Source organism: Cupriavidus sp. BIS7 (assembly GCF_000292345.1).
Lineage (GTDB): Bacteria > Pseudomonadota > Gammaproteobacteria > Burkholderiales > Burkholderiaceae > Cupriavidus.
This window is the reverse complement of the sequence record NZ_ALOU01000060.1, coordinates 23,129-43,125: the sequence shown is the minus strand read 5'-3', so window position 1 is coordinate 43,125 and position 19,997 is coordinate 23,129. Positions and strand designations below refer to the sequence as shown.

The 19,997-nt window shown below is 61.7% G+C and carries 14 protein-coding genes; 5 read left to right on the top strand and 9 right to left on the bottom strand.

The features are described from left to right. Nucleotides 1–195: 195 nt before the first annotated feature. The 3 genes from B552_RS0120115 to B552_RS0120105 form a co-directional block, all read right to left on the bottom strand. Nucleotides 196–1,671, bottom strand: coding sequence for an NAD(P)(+) transhydrogenase (Re/Si-specific) subunit beta (locus tag B552_RS0120115; protein WP_085958790.1), 1,476 nt, complete (start codon nt 1,669–1,671; stop codon nt 196–198). Next, nucleotides 1,668–1,988 (bottom strand): NAD(P) transhydrogenase subunit alpha, encoded by a 321-nt coding sequence (locus B552_RS0120110; protein ID WP_019450853.1) that lies wholly within the window; start codon nt 1,986–1,988, stop codon nt 1,668–1,670. The genes B552_RS0120115 and B552_RS0120110 overlap by 4 nt, the downstream gene beginning before the upstream one ends. A 174-nt stretch (nt 1,989–2,162) precedes the next feature. Further along, entirely contained in the window at nt 2,163–3,284 is a 1,122-nt protein-coding gene (locus B552_RS0120105) for a Re/Si-specific NAD(P)(+) transhydrogenase subunit alpha (RefSeq protein WP_019450852.1), read from the bottom strand. Between the two features lie 334 nt (nt 3,285–3,618). On the opposite strand from B552_RS0120105, the gene B552_RS0120100 reads away from it, so the two are divergent. The 5 genes from B552_RS0120100 to mnmA all read left to right on the top strand — a co-directional run bounded on the left by B552_RS0120100 (nt 3,619) and on the right by mnmA (nt 7,527). After that, nucleotides 3,619–4,431, top strand: a complete 813-nt coding sequence (locus B552_RS0120100) for a TorF family putative porin (protein ID WP_019450851.1) — start codon at nt 3,619–3,621, stop codon at nt 4,429–4,431. Nucleotides 4,432–4,565: 134 nt separating this feature from the next. After that, complete coding sequence (locus tag B552_RS0120095) at nt 4,566–4,886, top strand: hypothetical protein (protein WP_026035859.1); 321 nt, start codon at nt 4,566–4,568, stop codon at nt 4,884–4,886. Then, on the top strand, nt 4,873–5,781 hold the full coding sequence (gene dapA, locus B552_RS0120090; protein ID WP_019450849.1) for a 4-hydroxy-tetrahydrodipicolinate synthase: 909 nt from the start codon (nt 4,873–4,875) through the stop codon (nt 5,779–5,781). The genes B552_RS0120095 and dapA overlap by 14 nt, the downstream gene beginning before the upstream one ends. Nucleotides 5,782–5,887: 106 nt before the next feature. Further along, the gene (locus B552_RS0120085; RefSeq protein WP_019450848.1) at nt 5,888–6,451 is read left to right on the top strand and encodes an NUDIX hydrolase; all 564 of its coding nucleotides are present in this window, start codon (nt 5,888–5,890) and stop codon (nt 6,449–6,451) included. Beyond that, complete coding sequence (mnmA, locus tag B552_RS0120080) at nt 6,448–7,527, top strand: tRNA 2-thiouridine(34) synthase MnmA (RefSeq protein WP_019450847.1); 1,080 nt, start codon at nt 6,448–6,450, stop codon at nt 7,525–7,527. The genes B552_RS0120085 and mnmA overlap by 4 nt, the downstream gene beginning before the upstream one ends. A gap of 736 nt (nt 7,528–8,263) precedes the next feature. Here mnmA and B552_RS28955 read toward each other — a convergent pair. From B552_RS28955 to B552_RS27760, 6 genes are all read right to left on the bottom strand, one after another. Further along, nucleotides 8,264–8,734 (bottom strand): hypothetical protein, encoded by a 471-nt coding sequence (locus B552_RS28955; protein WP_157160311.1) that lies wholly within the window; start codon nt 8,732–8,734, stop codon nt 8,264–8,266. Between the two features lie 143 nt (nt 8,735–8,877). Then, complete coding sequence (locus B552_RS28950; protein WP_157160310.1) at nt 8,878–9,339, bottom strand: hypothetical protein; 462 nt, start codon at nt 9,337–9,339, stop codon at nt 8,878–8,880. Nucleotides 9,340–9,610: 271 nt separating this feature from the next. Next, a complete protein-coding gene (locus B552_RS0120075) occupies nt 9,611–10,006 on the bottom strand; it encodes a DUF596 domain-containing protein (RefSeq protein WP_237718287.1) in 396 nt (131 codons plus the stop codon). A gap of 511 nt (nt 10,007–10,517) precedes the next feature. Then, a complete protein-coding gene (locus B552_RS28945; RefSeq protein ID WP_157160308.1) occupies nt 10,518–11,048 on the bottom strand; it encodes a hypothetical protein in 531 nt (176 codons plus the stop codon). A gap of 623 nt (nt 11,049–11,671) precedes the next feature. Next, entirely contained in the window at nt 11,672–12,088 is a 417-nt protein-coding gene (locus B552_RS0120060; RefSeq protein WP_026035856.1) for a hypothetical protein, read from the bottom strand. Nucleotides 12,089–12,093: 5 nt separating this feature from the next. Next, nucleotides 12,094–19,968 carry a hemagglutinin repeat-containing protein gene (locus B552_RS27760; protein ID WP_019450843.1) on the bottom strand — a complete coding sequence of 2,625 codons (7,875 nt, stop codon included), beginning with the start codon at nt 19,966–19,968 and terminating at the stop codon, nt 12,094–12,096. Nucleotides 19,969–19,997: the final 29 nt, after the last annotated feature.

Below are 19,997 nucleotides of genomic sequence, written 5' to 3'. Positions count from 1 at the left end.
CGGTGAACGGTTAGCGCGAGAGGCCGAGGCAGGCCAGTATAGCGCCGAACTAGTGCACGGCAATCGAATTGCAGAAAACGAAACGGCCGGCGTTGGATGCCGGCCGCAGTGGTTCGATTTCGTTGATTTCAGGTCTGCGCGAAGTTTTATTCACACGGCAGACCTGAAAAAGCCGTCCAGAAGATTAACAGCAGATTAAGCCACTGCCTTGAACATGTCCTCGACCACCTTCTTGGCATCGCCGAACACCATCATCGTCTTGTCCATGTAGAACAGTTCGTTGTCCAGACCGGCATAGCCGGCGGCCATCGAACGCTTGTTCACGATGATCGTCTTGGCCTTGTACGCTTCCAGGATCGGCATGCCGGCGATAGGCGACTGCGGATCGGTCTTGGCAGCGGGATTCACCACGTCGTTGGCGCCGAGCACCAGCACCACGTCGGCCTGGCCGAACTCGCTGTTGATGTCTTCCATTTCGAAGACCTGGTCGTACGGCACCTCGGCTTCGGCCAGCAGCACGTTCATGTGACCCGGCATGCGGCCCGCCACGGGGTGGATCGCGTACTTCACCGTCACGCCGTGCTCGGTCAGCTTCTCGGTCAGTTCCTTGAGCGCGTGCTGGGCGCGTGCCACGGCAAGGCCGTAGCCGGGCACGATGATCACGGTTTCGGCATTGCTCATCACAAACGCGGCGTCGTCGGCAGAGCCCGACTTCACGTTGCGCTGGGCCTGAGCGCCTGCGGTGGCGCCGGCAGAGGCATCGGCGCCGAAGCCGCCCAGGATCACGTTGAAGAACGACCGGTTCATCGCCTTGCACATGATGTACGAGAGGATCGCACCGGAGGAACCGACCAGCGAACCGGCGATGATCAGCATCGGGTTGTTCAGCGAGAAGCCGATACCGGCCGCCGCCCAGCCCGAATACGAGTTCAGCATCGACACAACCACCGGCATGTCAGCGCCGCCGATCGGGATGATGATCAGCACGCCGAGCACGAATGCGATGGCCAGCATGATCAGGAACGGCAGCCACGCCTGCGACAGGAAGAAGATCACGCCGAAGCCGATCATCGCGATGGCCAGCAGCAGGTTCAGCCAGTGCTGGCCCGCAAACACCACCGGCGCGCCCTGGAACAGGCGGAACTTGTAGCGGCCCGAGAGCTTGCCGAACGCGATCACCGAACCGGAGAACGTAATCGCGCCGACGAAGCAGCCGATAAACAGTTCGATACGGTTGCCAAGCGGGATCAGGTGCGAACCGGCCGGCGTGATGCCGAACGCGGCAGGCTCCGCCACGGCGGCCACGGCGATGAACACCGCGGCCAGACCGATCAGCGAGTGCATCGCCGCCACCAGCTCGGGCATCTTGGTCATCTCGACCTTCTTCGCCACATAAGCGCCGATGCCGCCGCCAACCACCAGCGCGCCGAAGATCAGCACCATGCCGGTGCCAACCGACGACTGCGCCGCGCCCACGGCCAGGAACTCGTTCTTGATCTTTACGATCAGCGCCAGCGTGGTCACCCCGGCGATGGCCATGCCGATCATGCCGAACGTGTTGCCCTTGCGGGCCGAGGCAGGGTGGGAGAGACCCTTCAGGGCCTGGATGAAGCAGACCGACGCCACCAGGTACAGCAGCGTGACAAGGTTCATGCTGATGGCTTCCATCACGCACCCTCCTTGTTGGCCTTGGCCTTCGGTTCTTTCTTCTTGAACATTTCCAGCATGCGCTGGGTCACCAGGAAGCCACCGAACACGTTCACCGCGGCCAGTGCCACGGCCACCGTGCCCATCACGCGGCCCACGCCGCCTTCAGTCAGGCCGGCCGCCAGCATGGCACCGACGATGATGATGGCCGAGATCGCATTGGTCACGGCCATAAGCGGGGTGTGCAGCGCGGGCGTTACCGTCCAGACCACGTGGTATCCCACGTAGATCGCCAGCACAAAGATGATCAGGTTGATCACCGTGTGGTTCACCATCTCCATCGACTTCTCCTCCGTTGCTTTCGAATACTTGCTGATGCGCGTCGCGTCGAATCTGAATTGCGAGATTTGGGCCCGCCGATGGGCAGCATGCTGTGCGCGGATGGCTCCCCGCGTCACTGCAAAGTTATCGGCAGACCGGCGCCGCAGTTGCCACAGTTGGGCGCCGGTGGTGGATCAGGCGGCCTCGCGAACGACCTGGCCGTCCTTGCACATCAGGCAGGCGGCGACGATGTCGTCTTCGAGATTCAGCGTGTAGCGGGCTTCCTTGTCGATGATCAGCTTGAGGAAGTCGAGCACGTTGCGGGCGTACAGCGCCGAAGCATCTGCGGCCACCATCGAGGCCAGGTTCGTGTGGCCAACCAGCGTGACGCCGTGGCGTTCGACCACTTCGTCGGCCACGGTCAGCGGGCAGTTGCCGCCCTGCGCGGCGGCCAGGTCGACGATGACCGAGCCCGGCTTCATCTGCTTGACCGTGTCTTCCTGCAGCAGCACGGGCGCCTTGCGGCCCGGGATCAGTGCGGTGGTGATGACGATGTCGGCCTGCGTGGCGCGCTGGTGCACCAGTTCGGCCTGGCGGCGCATCCAGTCGGCCGGCATCGGGCGCGCATAGCCGCCCACGCCTTGCGCGATCTCGCGCTCTTCATCGGTGATGAACGGCACGTCGAGAAATTTGCCGCCGAGCGATTCGATCTGTTCCTTCACGGCGGGCCGCACGTCGGATGCTTCGATCACGGCGCCCAGGCGCTTGGCCGTGGCGATGGCCTGCAGGCCCGCCACGCCCGCGCCGAGAATCAGCACGCGGGCGGCCTTCACGGTACCGGCGGCGGTCATCAGCATCGGCATGAAGCGCTGGTAGTGGTGCGCGGCCACCAGCACGGCCTTGTAGCCGGCGATATTGGCCTGCGACGACAGCACGTCCATGCTCTGTGCACGCGTGGTGCGCGGTGCGGCTTCCAGCGCGAACGCAGAGATGCCGGCGCTGGCCATGCGCGCGTTGTTCTCGATATCGAACGGATTGAGCATACCGACCAGCACCGAGCCGGGCTTGAACTGGGCACGCTCGGCGTCGTCCGGTGCGCGGACCTTCAGCACAAGCTCGGCACCCAGCGCTTCCGCTGCGGAACCGATGCGCGCGCCTGCTGCTTCGAACGCTGCATCGGGAATACTGGCGCGCACACCGGCACCGGTTTGCACCGTTACCTGATGGCCCTGCGCAACGTACTTCTTCACGGTCTCCGGGGTGGCGGCGACTCGCGTCTCACCTGCCCGAGTCTCGAGCGGGATGCCGATATGCATCGTCCATTTCTCCTTTAGCTGGCGTCGTATCTGATAGGTCGGGCAGACGTCCTCGCCCGATAGCGCACCGCGTGCAGCGCACCATTTTTTGCGCAGCTTACCCGAAACTTACTTTCGGTGGTGACCGGGCGTTCGGTGATTTGTGGCGCCGCCGAGACTCATTCTTGCGGCACATGAAACGACTTCCTGCAAAAAGAGACGATTACTCCGCAATTAGTTTTTATGATGTGGTTTCAACGGCACCCCGATTCTTGATGCCGATTTGATATGGGCCTGCGTATCGTGCGGTTGCGTCTCTTTCGAGGCGATAACTCCGAAAGCACATCTTATTGTCATGATCGCAACACGTCTGCTCATCTCGGCGCCGGCAGGCCTTGCCGCCGCCGTGCTTCTTGCCATGCCTTTCTCGTCAGCCTTCGCACAGGAGGCAGACACCGCTGCTGCTGCCGCCGCCGCGACAGATCCGGCATCGCCCCATACCTTCACGGCCAACGTGTCGCTGGTGTCCGACTACCGCTATCGCGGCATCAGCCAGACCAACCTGCGGCCCGCCATCCAGGGCGGTTTCGACTATTCGCACGCCAGTGGCTTCTACGTCGGCAACTGGAACTCGAGCATCAGTTGGCTGGAGGATGCCGATCCGGCAGTCTCGGCCCCCGTGGAGATGGATTTCTACGGCGGCTTCAAGAACACGTTCAAGGTGTCGGGCCTTGAGTTCAACTACGACGTTGGCGTGCTGCAGTACTACTACCCGGGCGGATACACCACCACGCGCCCATACACCACCGAGCTGTACGCCGGCATCGGCTACGGCCCCGTGTTCCTGAAGTACTCGCAGGCGGTGACCAACCTGTTCGGCATCGATGACAGCAAGAACAGCTACTACATCGACCTGTCCGCCAATGTGCCGCTGAACATCTGGGACCTGACGCTGAACGCGCACGTGGGCTACCAGGGCGTGACCCATCACAGCGAGGCGTCCTACACCGACTGGAAAATTGGCCTGACCAAGGACCTTGGCAAGGGCTTCGCGCTGGCCGTGGCCTATGTGGATACCAACGCCAAGGAATCGTTCTACACCAGCGCGAATCGTGGCCGGTATCTCGGCAAGGCTGCCGCCTGGGCGTCGATCACCAAGACGTTCTGAAGCGCGAGCGTCTTTGCGTCTTTACGCGATGTTGATGGGGCACTCGCCGATTGCTGCATCAAATTGAGGTGCGTGTCCCTAGCATGGAAGCCATGTTCAACAGCCGACCCGCCAAGCGCGCGGGTCTTCGCTCCATGCGACAGTCTTCGAGTCTCGCCGTGGCCTATGCATCGGTGCCCCGACGCCGTATCGCTGCCGAGGATAAATGGATTCGCCTGCGGCTCGCCGTGTCATCGGCACAGGTATTCATGCTGCGCCAGACAATGCATCGCGCGATTGGCAATCTGGCGCGCATCTACGTCGTAGAGGTCGATCACCGCAACAGCGAGACCACGTTGCATGTCGAGGTGGACCGCGCTGATCGCGACGCAGCCATGCACGCCATCATGGAAGCGCTGCCGGCCGCCGAGTTCGGCGTGACGACCGTGCTTGGAGGCGACCATGCCACGCATTGAACTTGCACGCCAGACCATTGCCGACGGCCTGTGGCTGCCGATGGTGACGCCGCTTCGCAATGACCAGATCGATATCGATGGCGTGCAGCGACTTGCATCGCACTATGCGGCAGCGGGCGTGGATGGCCTGATCGTGCTCGGCACGACAGGGGAGGGCGGCCTGCTTGCCGACGCGGAGCGGTTCATGATTACCGCGGCCACGCTCGAGGCCGTGCAAGGCGCCGTGCCCGTGATGGCAGGTGTGGGCGGTGTGGCCACACACGCTGTCTGCGAGCAGGTGCGCCGGCTGGACCGGCTTGATCTGGCAGGCTACCTCGTGCCGCCGCCGTACTACCTGCGCGTGTCCGATGAAGGCATCGCCTGGCATATGCGCAGCGTTGCCAGCCACACCGCCAGGCCGCTGATGCTCTACAACGTGCCGAAGCGCACCGGCTGCACGATTTCGCCCGACCTGACGTGGCGGCTGGCCGCGCATCCGCAGATCGTGGCGATCAAGGAATGCGATCCGGCAGGCATGCGCGCGCTCGCGTGTCAGGATCGGATCGACGTGTTCTGTGGTGACGATGCCGCCATGCTCGATCATCTGCTGCGCGGCGGCGCGGGAATCGTGCCGGCCGCGGCCCATATCCGCCCCGATCTGTTCGTGCGGCTGCTCCAGCTTGCGCGCACTGGCCGGGAGGAAGCAGCGCGTGCGCTGTTCCGGCAACTTTCGCCGCTGATCGGTCTGCTGTTTTCAGAGCCCAATCCCGCGCCGGTCAAGGCCGCGCTGGCACTGTGCGGACTGGCGCGCCAGGAGGTGCGCAGGCCGCTGGCACCGGCGTCGAAGTCACTCGTGGCCAAACTCGACGCGGCAATCGCACTGCTGCCTTCCGCCATCGCGGCGCAAGCTGCCTGAACTGGCCAGATCCCGGGCCAGATTTCGGGCCTGATACCGCGCCAAAACACCCGTCGCGCGATGCACGTTCGCACGGCAACCGGTAAAATGCCGGATTGCTTAAAAAATGTGCATCATGCCACGTGACTGGAATGCCAGCGTCACGGTTGCCGCCGTTATCGAACGGGGCGGCCGGTTCCTGCTGGTGGAAGAGGAAACGCCGGAGGGCCTGCGCCTGAACCAGCCGGCCGGCCATCTGGAAGCAGGCGAGAGCCTGATCCGCGCCGTCGTCCGCGAAACGCTCGAGGAAACCGCGCATACGTTCGAGCCGCGCGCGCTGCTGGGCGTCTACACGAGCCGCGGCCGCTCGTCGCGCGACCAGGGCGATACGACCTACATTCGATTCGCTTTTACTGGTGATCTCGGCTCGCTCGATGTCGGGCGCCAGCTCGACACCGGCATCGTCCGCACCGTGTGGATGACCGCCGAGGAACTGCGCGGCTGCCCCGAGCGCCATCGCTCGCCGTTGCTGATGGCCTGCGTCGATGACTATCTGGCCGGCAAGCGCTTTGCGCTCGACATGATCCATACGCACCCGAGCACTGTGGCCGCATCGATCGTGCCCGCCGATACGACCGCGCCCGCTGCCGCACCCGCCGCACCCGCAGCGCAGGCAGGAGCAGCATCATGAGCGGCAAGCGAGTGGTGGTAGGCATGTCCGGCGGCGTCGATTCGTCGGTCACCGCATGGCTGCTCAAGCAGCAGGGTTACGAAGTCATCGGCTTGTTCATGAAGAACTGGGAGGACGATGACGACAGCGAGTATTGCTCGACGCGCCAGGACTGGCTCGATGTGGCATCGGTGGCCGATGTAATCGGCGTGGATGTTGAAGCCGTCAACTTCGCCGCCGAATACAAGGACCGCGTGTTCGCCGATTTCCTGCGCGAGTACTCGGCCGGCCGCACGCCGAACCCCGACGTGCTCTGCAACGCCGAAATCAAGTTCAAGGCGTTTCTCGATCACGCGATGTCGCTCGGCGCGGAAACGATCGCCACGGGCCACTATGCGCGCGTGCGCCAGGCGGCCAACGGCCGGTTCGAACTGCTGAAGGCGTTCGACCACACCAAGGACCAGAGCTACTTCCTGCACCGACTGAACCAGGCGCAGCTCTCGCGCACGCTGTTCCCGCTCGGCGAAATCCCGAAGACGCGCGTGCGCGAAATCGCCGCCGAGATCGGCCTGCCCAACGCGAAGAAGAAGGACTCCACCGGCATCTGCTTTATCGGCGAACGCCCGTTCCGCGATTTCCTGAACCGCTACCTGCCGACCAAGCCGGGCCCGATGAAAACACCCGAAGGCAAGGTGGTGGGCGAGCATATCGGCCTGGCGTTCTACACGCTGGGCCAGCGCAAAGGCATCGGCCTGGGCGGCAGCCGCGACGGCAACGGTGACGCGTGGTACGTGGCGCGCAAGGACATGGCCAGCAATACCCTCTACGTGGTGCAAGGCCACGACCATCCATGGCTGCTGACGTCCGAACTGGACGCCGCCGACCTGTCATGGGTAGCTGGCGAACCACCTGCCGCTGGTGCCGAGATGGCTGCGAAGACGCGGTATCGGCAAAGCGATGCGGCTTGTACCGTCGTCGCGGCTGAGGGCGATGCGCTGAGGCTGTCGTTCCCGGAAGCACAGTGGGCGGTGACGCCGGGACAGTCGGCTGTGCTGTATGACGGGGAGGTTTGTTTGGGTGGGGGGATTATTCGGTAGGGGAAATTGAGGGGGCGCTGGTCCCTTCGATTTTGTGCATTTCCCACGAAGGGGAGCCGCCTACCCAGCATGGCGCCAAAGGCGATTCGACCTCTAATTGGAATAATGGGTGAGTCTTGCCAGGCAACGTCGTGTTGGGCAAATAATGCTTCGACTTCTTCAATGAATGGCTCCACCACGTCCTCTTCATAAAATGTGGAGATGCCATATTTATGCAACAGTTCTCTGCAGCGATCTGTTGCATAGAGATCCCACTCCATCCATTCCATGTTAAGTGGATACGCAAAAGGATCTTTTTGAGCAAGGGCGTTCACGTAAGCTAGACGCTCCCTTTGTGTTATCACGCTTAGCTCATCCTTGTTGTGTGTTTCATAGATCAATCCGGATGCCAGAAGTCTATGGATAGTATCCACTGCCAACTGCCATCTATCATGTTCTGCGTCACGCAAACCAAAGCCACTGATAAATCCGTGTGCATAATCTGATGTTATTGCGAGAATCTGCAGCTTGCGCTGCAATGCCATTGCAAATGAATATGGAAGGTGCATAGTCTGTTTCTTGAGTTCTCAGAATCTCAGTTTCAGGTGTCGAGCAGTCCTAGCCAATATCAATCGTGAGATGATGGTGATGGCCAAAGCGGTCCGGGTTCATTGTTGGTAAAGAACCTTGTCGTTATATCTGAGGCCGGCTCCAAACCGCCGTATAAGGTGCTTTGAAAACGTTGGCGTTAGGAGATTTAAATTCCTTCGCCAACAGGGACCAGGATCTCTCCATAAGCCAGCCCATTAGCTTCGAACGAGTCTTCGATGTGCTCTATAAGTGGTTGACACGCAGCTGACGCTAAGTCGATTTGAAAGCGTGCGATCAGATCCTTTGTCTTCTTTGATGCGGTCAATTCAGGTTCAATCCAATATAGCGCACCAGACTCATTGAAGTCATCGGAGTCAAATGGGTCGTGCTTCGCAAGAAGTCGTGCAAATTCAAGTGCGCCTTCTATATTGTGAGCGGCAGTCCAGTTTTCGTTGATTACTAGAAAATCACATTGTAGGCAGCGATATATCATGTCGACTGCAAATTGCCAAAGATCGTGAGCATCGGGTGGGATTGCCTGGCGCCCCCCAATGAATGCATCGGGACAATAGCCGTCCAGGGTTGTTAAGTAAAGATAATCCTGGAGTGCCGAGGCTTCATTTGTTGACATTTTCATTTGATAGGCGCCCTCTAGCTAAATTCCACTCAATGTGAAGTGGGTGCGCAAAGGGGCCGTTTCTGGCAAGTCAATAACGGCCTGCTTGCCCAGCGGGTCGGAAGGTAATGAAGTTTTTCCATTGTCCAGAGCGCAGTGCCAGTTCAACCCATCACAGGAATAATCGGGGATGCTTGCCAGGAAACGCCATGTTGTGCAAATAGTGCTTCGATTTCGTCCATGAACGGCACTACAACATCTCCATCATAAGATGGAGAGATGCCATATTTATTCAACAGTTCTCTGCATCGTTCCGTGCTGTAGAGATCCCACTCCATCCATTCGATCTGAATGTCTGGTGAAAATGGGTCTACTCGCGCAAGCGAATGGACATATTTATTATTTCGCAAGCTCGCTATTTCGCTGGAAATATCAATGTTCTGCGTGCCACAGATTAATCCAGAAATCAGCAATCTATATATTAGATCAACGGCATACTGCCATCTATCCTTGTCCGCGTTACCAGACTCTGAGCAGCTCAGCAGAGCATTTGCATAAGTGGACGTTGTGGCAAAATACTGTAGCCACTCTTGTATTGCTCTTGCCTTCGTATGAGGAATGATCATAACTAGTCTCCAGTTCTTGGAAATTTGAGTTTGAGGAACTGGTCTCCCGCTGCAGCGCGCCCACGATCTCGAAGCCGGCCTTGATTTCCTTCTCGTCGAAGATCGGCTTGAGGGCGATAAAGATAATCCTGGAGCGCCGAGGCTTCTTCGATTGATATCCTCATCGCACAGACGCTCCCGGAGTAGAATTTCAGCTGCTTTCGTACGTTTTCCTCGATGCGAGGCCTTGTAAAGGGTGCCTAAGTGGAAATCCTTGGTCGACACTCACACCTTAAACCCAGTCGATATAACCGTTTGACATTCTCCATCCAATGCTGGCGGGGCACTCATCAGTAAAGAACCATACTCCATTATTAAGATTCTCATCGTCTGATGGAAATGATATTTCAAATCTGAGAGTGACTTCCTCTATAGTCCAGTCAATAGGTTTTCCGTTCTTTGCGAGAAGGATAGTCTCTTCCTGCAGAAGCTTCTTAAGCATCCAGATAAACAGGCGCTTCCTTTCCGCATAAGTTTCCGCGTCTTGGCATAGGTATAGCCAAATGGCGTCGAGTCCCATGCCAGTTGTTTGGTAAACAATAAAATCGTATCTTTCTTTCGAAATCATGTTTTCACCAGCTAGGACCATTCCAGTCTTTTTTCTCCCGCCGGCCCAGTCGATACCCAAACAGCTTCACCCGGGCACGCTTCGGTAAAAAACCAGATGCCCGCGCCGCTCATATCGATTTCTGCGTCACTGTTAGGCAATGCAAGATCGAATTTATCCATAATCTCCTCGTTTGAGGAACCCAATATAACGCCATTCTTCGCCAATCTCAGCCTATCATCCGATGTCAGTGCGCGGACAAGACTCAGAAAATCTTCGCGCCGAAGAGGAAATGTTAATGGATCATCTTGACCGGGCGCCACGTTGTGCGCATCTCCAACTGCGAACCACAAGAAATGGAGGGGTGCTCCAGATCTTCATAGATAGCTTGAACCTGTTCTTCAGTCAGCATGGTTTCACCTGAATTTCATCTCGACCGATCGGTGCTTCGAAGAGGCTGACATTAATGAACTTCCAATAATGACGATAGTTCAACGTGCCCTTGTTTATCGCTGTGAGTTTGATACTGTTTGCAGGTTTATGATGGCTAGGAAATGGCCATCCAGGTTTGTCATGGCACGGATCACTCAAGTCATTGAATCAAGCCAGCCTGCCGCAGGTATTCGGTACTGGCATAATCCAATGTGTCTGCCACAATCGGGCTTCCGTCAGAGTAATGAGAGTGCCCACAAATCTTGCAGACGAAGGCGAGTGACATTTTCTGCCTGCCAGTAAAGGCAAGCATAAAATCTGATCGGCAGTTAGGACATTGTCGATCAACCTCTATCGTTATCAAATCTTCCAGAGTATCTCGTATAAATCGAGCGATGCTATCCGATTTCCTTGCATCGTATCTCGAGACCGTTTCCTTGAAATGCTTGACATCATCCATGACAAAAGCCGAATGCTCCACTGGCATTTCGTCTTCATGGAGTTTGGCAAAATTGCCAAGTCCGTAGCTCGCAAAAGGTTCGGCATCGAAGATTTTTGGGCTTTTTCTGATCCATTCGAGGATCAGTGCGAGAAGCTCTCTGCGACCAGGGTTGTCATCCAAAGCTATGACAGATGCTTGGAATTCAGTCCACAGAGCTGTGGGGATGCGATGTGTTTGGGTTTTCTTCATACTATTTACTTGCCTTGACGGGGTACGCTGTTATCAAATTACCGGCCTTGTCGGTGAAAATCATCATGGTAGTGGTGGGTATACCGCCGTCTTTCAGGGCAGTTGTCCCGATCACGCGGCAGACATCAACCGTCCTGGAAAATTGTCCATCTGGCATGGCCACAACCTGCGATTGCACAACAGATTTGCTTTGCAGTAGACCCCGCAGATCCGTGCCGGTGCTAATGCCGCTCTGTGTCGTGCTGCTGGCGCTGCCCAATTGGTGTGATGAGGTATCTCCAAATCGTCGGCAGACAAATCAGAACCTCTGCTATTCATCGATCGCGATTCGTGGCGAGGGAAAGCAAGAGGCACTCACCAGCAAGAATGCTGCCGACACGGTTGCCAGCCTGAATCGGGATACGACGAACACGGGCAACTCGCTCTCAGGAAGCCCGAAGCCGAGCGTGATCCACGCCGCCGCAGCCGGTCTGGCCGCCAAGATTGAGGCGGAAAACAACGCCGCTTTCGAAGTTCAGCTCGGGAAATGCTTCCCGATACCGAGCAGGGAAACGATATGGGTCTGGAAACCGTGGGCTTCCCAGAATTTCCTTAGTTTTCGTCCGGTCGATCTTGCGGTGTTGCTAAGCATCAAAGTTCAGATCTGGAAACGCTTCCCGATAACACTCCGGATACCGGTAAGGATCTGGAAATCTTTGACTTCCCGGCGCGCAGTACTCCATGGCCATGATGTGCCCCACGTCCTCAGCCAGCGCATCAAACTCTGAGGCCACGTTCATCGCATAAAGACGCATATCCATGAGAGCAGCCCGCATGGCTAGCCCATCGCCGTCCTTTCTCGCCATCTCGCACACCTCTGAAAATCCCGACAACTGGGTGAGATATCGTTGCAGACGACTGTTGAGATCTTTCTTGTAATTCATCTGCCAATCAAGATCCCCTTTCTCTTCGTTCCAGCTATTCTCCATTTCCTGGCGGCGGACGCCGTGCGCGGCAGCCAGCGTCACCACCAGTTCCCTCAGTGCATTCAGATCGATCATGGTGGTCATTTCCTTAGTTTGCGTCCGGCCATTTTGGCCGCATCAGTCTTGTCTCGGTTCAATGTTCCATCCAAATTCAGCACTGCCCGCACATGCCCTCGCTTGTCGAACACTTCGAGGTGATTTTTGTGCAGGCCATCCAGATAGATCTGGTCACCTTCTTTGATGTAGCTGCCAATATCGTCTGTGGCCTTGTAAATGCTTTGCCCCTGGAATTGCTGCGGCGTCTTGCGAAGCGAATCATTCAACTGCGTCCCAAATCCATCGCTATTCAGGAACTCATTCATATTGCCCACCGAACCCGCATTGGGGCGATAGCCATCGCCTCCGGCCAGCAGCGGATCATTCGTCAGCGGCCCGTCATTAGGGGTGCCAATGACGTTCCCATCCTGAGGACCGTTGTTCGGTGTACCGATAACCGCACCACCTTGCGGTCCTTGATCTGGCGTGCCTACGACTGTACCTCTCTGCGGCCCGTCATTCGGCGTCGTGGTATTTGTCCCACCTTTTGGCCCATTGTTAGGTGTACCAATCACACCGCCGCCATCCTCCGGCTTCGACGATGTCATCTGCGCACCTAGCCATGCAGCGAACGACACGCCCGCCAGCCTTGTCGCATCAAGCCCGCGCTGGCACAGTGTCTGGCGCGTTGCACAGAACGCCGCCCCACCTGCAACGGCTTTGCCAGCAGCGACTAATAGCGGCGGCACAAACAAGAGGTTGTTTTCGGCTTCAAACGTCGCCGCATTCGTCGCCGTTGCCGCATCCCCCCCTGCAACACCAGCCACCCCCGCCACCAGACTCTGGATCGCATTCTCACGCGCCTGCTTCTGCCCCGACGTCAATCCTTCCGGCGGCGAAAGCAGACTGCCGATCACCGAGCTGGCCGCCGCACCCATCGCACCTGCCCCGCAAGCCTGGCTGGCACCCGCAGCGCCTGCGCAACCCACGATCGCATGCAGTGCCGCACGGGCAGCTTCTGCTTGCGGCGTGCCCTTGCCGAGCGAATCCGCCAAGCCCTTGACCTGATTGGCTCCTAGGCCCTGCAGGTAGCCGACCGCTGCGTTCTGGACAAACTGCGCCGTCGACCCTGTCACGTTTCCGCCGGCTGCCGCCGTCAGCGCCGTTGCAACGCGTCGGTACGACCCGCCGGGTCCCCACTTGGCGGCGTCCTGATACTGCTGGTCCAGTTCGGCGCGGCGGGCCGGGTCGGTCTCCTTGTCGCGCGCAAGCTTTAGCGCGTCGGCCTCCTTCGCCCGATTATTCAAGAAGGCCCCAGTCTCCCGTTGCAGCGCCCCCACGATCTCGAAGCCGGCCTTGATTTCCTTCTCGTCAAAGATCGGCTTGAGCGCGTTGGTGCCGTCCACCTCGCTGGAGACGTCGCGGTTCAGGCCTGCCAGGGCTTCGTCGATCGATTGGCCCGTCAGGGCCTGTTGGCCGTCGGCGTCACGGATCGTCACGGCCGCGCCGCTGATGCCGCTGCGCGTGGTGCTGCGCGCCTTGCCGCTGGCGCCCAGCACGATCGGCGGGGCGGCGCTGAGCCCGCCGAGCGAGGGCAGGTCGCTGCCCGGCACCTTGTCGCCGCCGGTGGCGGCCTGGCCCTGCTGGTTGGTGCCGACGCCGCCAGGGTTGCCGCTGGTATTGCCACCGCTGCTGCCATCGCTGCCGTCGCGGCCCTTGGCCTCGCTCGATCCGCGGGACGTGAAGCCCGCGCCAAGGCTGATGCCACTGGCCTTGAAGCTTGCGCGGTTCTCGATGTCGTCGTGGGTCAGCGTGCCGGTATCCAGGCGGTTCAGGCCGTCTTCCACCGCCTTGCCGGTTGACGCGATGACGCCGCCCTTGAGGCTCGTGTTGCCCTTCACGCGGATCTGGAAGCCGTCGTCACCCGCCTTGATGCCCGATTGCCCGGTGACGCTGGCGTAGTCGCTGTCGATCTTCTGCTGTCCGACGTTGATGCTGCCGCTGACGGCGCCGCCGCCGAAAGTCAGGCTGCCGCCCAGGCTCCGGTCCTTGCTGCGGTAGTCGTGGATGTCCTGCAGGCTTTCGATATTGAGATTGCCGCCGATGTCGCCGATCACGCGTTTGCCGCTGACCACCGCGCCGGCCAGCGTGGTGTCGCTGCCCGATTCGATCGAAAGCGTCTTGCCGGCGGTTACGCGCGTATTCGTCCGTGTGATGTCGGTGCTGGAGCCAGTGCCGCGCGATCCGCTCGCGCTGACCGTTACGCCAACCTGCGCCGGGCCCTTCGCGCCAATCTGCGCCGAGACCCCCACGCCAGCGCTCGATCCGCTGCTCTTGCGATCCATCTGCGACACGTTGTCCGCCGCAAGCAGCGCCACCTTGCCGTCCGCCTTCAGGCCAAGGTCGCCACCGGCGCTGACGTTGCTGCCGCGAATCGTCAGGTTGGAGTCGTCTCCCGCGCCGGTTGCACGGATGCGCACGTCACCGCCTGCGGCCACCGTCGATCCGGCCGCCGTATCGCTGCGCGTGGTGGTTCGGCTATCGCTGCGGCTGGTGCCAAGCGACACCGAGACGCCGATCCCGCCAGCCGCGGCCGGGTCTGCCTGGATAGCGTCGGCAGCGTTCTTCGCGGCCAGCGCCGTGGTGACGCCGGCCAGCGCCTGCATGCGCGAGTCCGAAGTCTTGCCCGCCGCGCGCTTCATCTGCTGCGCGGTTTGCGCCACGGAGATCACGGGCGAGGTCACCGCCACCGTCAGGCCTGTCTGCCGGAAGCGGCTCTCCTCCACGCTGTGGCCGGTCTCGCGCGCCTCGACGATATCGACGCGTTTCGCCAGGATGTCGATATCGCCCTGCGGCGCCACCACGTGGCTGCCGGTCTGGCGGTAGTGATTGCCGGCGACGAGGGTCACGTCGCCCCCGGTCGAGCCCACCGTGGATGCCGCCGCCGACGTGCGCGTGCTGCGCGCATCGGTCCTCTGCTGCTGCGTGCCAAGCGTGAATGCTGCGCCGCCGCTGTGCAGGAAGCCGCTCTTCTTCGTTTCCTTGAAGTAGCTTTCGGTAGTTGTGTTTTGCGCGGCGCCGATGTGGATGTCGTTCTTGGCAAGCAGCGTCGTGCCCGCATCCGACACCACGTTGCTGCCGATCACGTTGATGTCGCGCCCGGCGTGGACGTCGACGGTGCGGCCGCTGAAGGTCGCTGCCTGGGCCGTGGTCTCCGACACGCTGTTGCGCGTGGTGGAGCTTGATCCGCCGAGCAGGCCGCTGCGCTTGTGCTGGCGGCCTTCGCTCCAGGTGCTGGTGTTCTCGCCCGCTGTCAGGCTGGCGTCGCGCCCGGCCACGGCCGCCACCGCACCCTGGTCGCTGGTGACCTGCGCCGCGCGCGCGTTGAGGTCGCGCCCGGCCGACAGCGTCACGTCGCCGCTGGCCTGGATCGATGTGCCGATCTCCTGCGTGCTGCCTTGCCGCAGATAGTTGCTGGCATTGCGGACGTTGTTCTCCTGCACGCCAACCTGTACGGTGCCAAGGTTCAGGTCGCGGCCGGCTGCGATGACTGTCTTGCCGTCCTCGCCACCATTGGCAATCTGCGCGCCCTGCAGGTTGGCGTCGCGCCCGGCCATTGCCACCAGCGTGCCGCCGGGGTTGGTCACGTAGAGGCCGGCCACGCGGTCGAGGTTGGTGCGGCTGAAGCTGCTCTGGCCCGATGCCTTGGTATCGCTGCGCGTTGTGGATGCGAGGTTGAGATCGCGCCCGGCCATCACGGCCAGTGCCGAAGCGGCGTCGATGGTGCCGCCGATGTTGTCGATGTCCTGGCTGGCCTGCAGCGCGACGGATTCGCCCGTGATACGCCCGCCGAGGTTGCGCAGGTTCTCGCCGCTGATCCGCACCGCAGATCGGCCAGCGATCGTGCCGGAATTGCGCAGGTCCGATTTAAGTTGCAGATCGACGACGTCGGCCGAGATCAGCGTGCCGTTGCCGTTGAGGTCGCCCGGTTTGGCGCGCACATAGACCTGCGGCACGAGCGCCGTGGTGCGGGTGCCATCGGGCAGCGTGACCGGGCGCTCCACCAGCCAGACGATGTCGCTGGTCAGCTGCGCCATCTGCTCGGCGGATAGCGCCACGCCCGGGCGCAGGTTCCACTGTTTGGCGAACGTCGCACCATCGGTGAGCAAGGCCCGGTACTGCGCCTCGTCGCTGGCGTAGCCATCAAGGAAGCGCCTACCGGTCAGCTGGCCGATCTGCTCGCGCACGAGCCGCTGTTCATGGAAGCCGTCGCCCAGGCGCTTCTGCAGCGTCGACGGATCTAGGCCGAGCTGCCCGAGCATGTAGTCCGACGACAGCCATTGCCGATAGTCGGCGAAACGCGGATCGGTTTCGATCAGGTAGCCGCTCGATGACGGCGCGGCGCGGAACAGGCTGTTGGCAGGGATGTCGGTGTTCGCGTCGACCGTACGCACTACGCCGCGTCCGCCGCCGGCATCGACCGGGGTTTCCGTGATGGAGCGCGAGCCACCCACGTTGCGGCCGTCGATGGCGTAGTTGCTGCCGGGGCTGCTGGCGTTCTCGCGCGTGCCCGCCACACCAAGTTTGGTGGAAGTCACCACATCGGCGGGCGTGTAGGCGACCTTCGGATCCCAGTTGCGCTGATGGTACCGCCTGAAACCGCCGCGCCATTCCGCAAATGTGTACTGGCTGGTGCCTTCGCGGTGAATCACGTGCTCGCCATCGGCGTCGATGGTTTGTAGCGCGTCGAGTGACCCAGACAGCGTGCCGCCGACGATGATCTGACTCTTGTCGTTGACCAGATCGTCACCCTCGAGATGCATCGCGCCGCCGGCGCGGATCATCGCGGGTGCGCTCTGGCTGACGCGGTCCTCGTATTCAGTGGTGGTGATGTCGTATTGGGTCCAGTTCGTGATCTCGGCGCCGTCCTTGCTTCGGTAGCGTCCCGCGTGGCTCCAGTCCTCCCACGTGAAGTCGCTCGCGTCGTACTGGCTGGGGTCGCCCTTGGGCTGGATCGTCAGGCTGCGGTTGGGGCCCTTGACCTGCACCCGCTCGATCGCAAAGTGCTCGTTGGTGTTGCGCAGGACGCTCGCTTTCAGCGTCAGCCCGCCCAGCGACTCGATCGTCGCGCTGGCGTTGTGCACGTGCTCCGCGCGGCCCGTGGCGTGTCCGTCGGCATCGAGCGCGCCGCCGATGTTCAGCGCATCGGCATCGGTACCGGCGCTGAAGAGCAGCGCCTGCTCCTGGTTACGCAGCGTGCGCGTGCCGATATCGAGCCGTTCGCGCGCGGCGATGGACGCCGCGCTGGTTGTTCCATTGACCGATTCCTCGCGGTTGCGCACGGAATCGGCCTGGATGGCCAGATGGTCGCCATAGATCCGGCCGGTGCCCACGTTGTCCAGCGTGTGGGCGTCGATGCGCGTGGCGGCGCCATCGATCAGGCCGCGATTGGTCACGGTGGCTTCGGCCGTGAGATGGGTGCGTCCGCCAACGATCTGGCCCGTGGCGTTGTTGTCGATCCCGTTGGCGCGCAGCGCCAGTTCGCGGGCTTGAATGGTGCCGCTGTTGTCGATCTTGCCCGCCGTAAGCGCGAGACTGGCTGCGCTGCCGATATGACCGCCGTTCGCATTGGCGAGCGATTGCCCGGACGTATCGACGGACAGCGCGCCCGATGCCTGCATCAGGCCGCCGTCGTTGTTCAGCGCGCCGCTGCGTACATCGAGCGTGCCATCCGTGGCGGCAACGGTGCCGTGCGTGTTGTCGAGCGCCTGGCCTTGCGTGTCGATTGACGTGCTTGCGCCGATGATCGCGCCGCGCGCGTTCGTCAGCCCCGCGCTGGTCAGCGCGAGATTGGCGCCGGCCTGGAGCGTGCCGCCATCGTTATCGATTGCGCCCTCGGCTGCGAGTGTGAGGTCGCCCGATGCCGAAGCGATCACGCCCTGATCGCGATTGGACAGTGCGCCCGCCTGCAGCGAAAGGTTGCCTTCCGCAACGATCGCGCCGCCTGTGTTGTCGAGCGTCTGCCCGATCGATGCTGACAGCACGGCGCCAGCGGCAACTTGGCCACCGCGATTGTCTAGCGAGCCCGCGCCCAACGACAGTTGCGAAGCATTGCTGGCGATTGTGCCGCTGGCGTTGTCGAGGTGGCCGCCGATCTGTACCGAGGCCGCGCCGGTGCCGCTATGCAGCAGCTTGCCGCCGCGATTGGACAGGGAGTCCGCCGATACGGCGAGCGCGCCGCCTACGGCGATCTGGCCGCCGTCGTTGAGGAGGTCGCGCGCCTGCAGCGCGGCGGTGCCGCTGATCGTCAAGTCGCCGCCACGGTTGTGCAGGTCGCCGCCGTGCGTCGTCAGGTCGCGCAGCGCAATCTGCCCGCCGTCGTTGGTGAGGCCGGCAGCCGTTTGCAGGTCAATTGCGCCGCCAGCACGGATGCGGCCGCCATCGTTGTCGAGGTGGCCGGCGATGCGCAGGACGCCGTCGGCCAGCATCGGCGTGGGGGCGGGCGGCGCGGTGTCGCCGCTGGAGGTGTCATCGCCGCTGCTGTTTCCGGTGCCGCGTTCCGCTCCGGCCGTGCCATTGGTGGTGTCGCTTTCGTTGCTCTCGCCGGCGGAGTCCGTGCCTGTGTGATCATCCGCCTCCGCCACGCCGATCCGCCCGCCATCGCGGTTCGACAGCGTTCCCGCCTGAAGTGCCAGTGCCTGCAGACCGCTTTGTTCGATCGCGCCGCCGCGGTTGTCGAGCGACGCGGCATTGACGTCGATGCGTTGCGCATTCAGCGTGCCCTCGCGGTTGTCGATCTCCGCAGGCGTGTGGATCAGCAGTTCGCGCGCCGCACTGATCGTGCCGGCGTTGGTCACGCCAGCGCGTGCCGCGATGCGCACAGCGTCGCGCGATTGCATCGTGCCGACGTTCTCCAGTCGGCCGTCCGCCGTCACCACCAGCTCGCCCGCCTGCGCGCCGATATGGCCCGCATTGCGCATGCCGAGCCCGTGCTCCGTGCCGATCAGCGCGATCTTGCCGGCGTACATGCCGCCCAGCGCGCTGACATCCAGCGCGTAGGCCGGTGCAGGCCCGGTGCCGGCCGTGGGTATGGCCCGCGTGATGGCGGCGGAGGTGGCGGCGGAGGTGGCGGAGACTTCGTTGGCACCGGTGGTGATCTGGATCTGCCGCGCCCAGATGCCCGCATTGACCTGTACGGCGCGCGCGATGATGTCGGTGTAATCGGCGCGGCTGGCATCCATGCCGGCGCCGCCAATCCCGACGACGCCGCGCTGGACGCGGTAGCCCTCGAGGCTGCCGCCGCGCATGATCGGCGTGCCGGTGGTCATCGTCGCGCGGTTCGCGTTCAGGAAGCCGCAGCCGTCGCAGGTAATGCCGGCCGGGTTGGCGATCACCACCTGCGCGCGGTCGCCGGCCACTTCCACGTAGCCGCGCAACTGGCTCGCGTGGCTGCCGTTGACCTCGTTCAGAATCACGCGCGCCGTGCCACCGGCCAGCCACGGATTGCCCTGCACCCAGCCGCCAAGCTGGGTCTGTGAGTTGGTACGGGAGTTGTTGAGAATCGCGCCGTTCGCGTTGACGTCGAACTGGCCGTACGTGTTGCGCGACACGCCCGCCGCGCTGGGCGTCTGGATATTGACCAGCGGCGTGCCGTTGGGCGCGTTCAGGATGGTGGGCTGCTGGTTGCGCGGTGCACCCGGGTCGGCAACGATTTGCGCCGCAGATTGCCCAACCAGTCCGAACGTCAGCCACAGCGCAAAGGCCACGGGCCGCAATGTTGCCAGCAGCGGCCGGCGGCCGGCGGCATCAGTTCTGTCAGTGCCACCCGGCGCCTTGGCGGCGCCCGACACGTGCTCGCCAACGGCCATCAACTGGCCGCGATGGCGGTTGAAGACGATGCGGAAAAATTTATTGTTCATGACCCTTCTTCTTCCCGATGATCCATGGT

What these genes read in the sequence shown, in the direction of transcription:
- B552_RS0120105 (WP_019450852.1), bottom strand. Translation starts at nt 3,284, where the DNA reads ATGCATATCGGCATCCCGCTCGAGACTCGGGCAGGTGAGACGCGAGTC.
- mnmA (WP_019450847.1), top strand. Translation starts at nt 6,448, where the DNA reads ATGAGCGGCAAGCGAGTGGTGGTAGGCATGTCCGGCGGCGTCGATTCG.
- B552_RS27760 (WP_019450843.1), bottom strand. Translation starts at nt 19,968, where the DNA reads ATGAACAATAAATTTTTCCGCATCGTCTTCAACCGCCATCGCGGCCAG.
- dapA (WP_019450849.1), top strand. Translation starts at nt 4,873, where the DNA reads ATGCCACGCATTGAACTTGCACGCCAGACCATTGCCGACGGCCTGTGG.
- B552_RS0120085 (WP_019450848.1), top strand. Translation starts at nt 5,888, where the DNA reads ATGTGCATCATGCCACGTGACTGGAATGCCAGCGTCACGGTTGCCGCC.
- B552_RS28955 (WP_157160311.1), bottom strand. Translation starts at nt 8,734, where the DNA reads ATGAAAATGTCAACAAATGAAGCCTCGGCACTCCAGGATTATCTTTAC.
- B552_RS0120060 (WP_026035856.1), bottom strand. Translation starts at nt 12,088, where the DNA reads ATGATCGATCTGAATGCACTGAGGGAACTGGTGGTGACGCTGGCTGCC.
- B552_RS0120095 (WP_026035859.1), top strand. Translation starts at nt 4,566, where the DNA reads ATGCGACAGTCTTCGAGTCTCGCCGTGGCCTATGCATCGGTGCCCCGA.
- B552_RS28950 (WP_157160310.1), bottom strand. Translation starts at nt 9,339, where the DNA reads ATGATCATTCCTCATACGAAGGCAAGAGCAATACAAGAGTGGCTACAG.
- B552_RS0120110 (WP_019450853.1), bottom strand. Translation starts at nt 1,988, where the DNA reads ATGGAGATGGTGAACCACACGGTGATCAACCTGATCATCTTTGTGCTG.
- B552_RS0120100 (WP_019450851.1), top strand. Translation starts at nt 3,619, where the DNA reads ATGATCGCAACACGTCTGCTCATCTCGGCGCCGGCAGGCCTTGCCGCC.
- B552_RS28945 (WP_157160308.1), bottom strand. Translation starts at nt 11,048, where the DNA reads ATGAAGAAAACCCAAACACATCGCATCCCCACAGCTCTGTGGACTGAA.